This window comes from Alkalicoccobacillus porphyridii, assembly GCF_007293315.1.
GTDB classification, from domain to species: Bacteria; Bacillota; Bacilli; order Bacillales; family Bacillaceae_D; genus Alkalicoccobacillus; species Alkalicoccobacillus porphyridii.
Genome location: NZ_VLXZ01000097.1, coordinates 1 through 348, shown reverse-complemented (window position 1 = coordinate 348; position 348 = coordinate 1). Strand labels below are relative to the sequence as shown.

The 348-nt window shown below is 53.2% G+C and carries 1 protein-coding gene; it reads left to right on the top strand.

From position 1 onward, the window contains the following. The coding region (locus FN960_RS23670) for a GDP-mannose 4,6-dehydratase (RefSeq protein ID WP_438799912.1) at positions 1-348 on the top strand (348 nt) is incomplete at its 3' end.

Genomic DNA, 348 nt, shown 5'->3' with positions numbered 1-348 from the left:
ATTGTCGGGACTTATACATTGCTTGAAGCGGCGCGGGCTTACTGGAATGCGCTAACGGAAGATAAAAAATCAGCGTTCCGTTTTCATCATATCTCCACTGACGAAGTATATGGTGACCTGCACTCGACGGATGATTTCTTCACCGAAACCACGCCGTATGCGCCGAGCAGCCCTTATTCCGCGTCAAAAGCCAGCAGCGACCATCTGGTGCGCGCCTGGCTGCGGACCTACGGTCTGCCGACGCTTATCACCAACTGCTCGAATAACTACGGTCCTTACCACTTTCCGGAAAAACTGATCCCGCTGATGATCCTCAACGCGCTGGCGGGTAAATCGCTGCCGGTATAT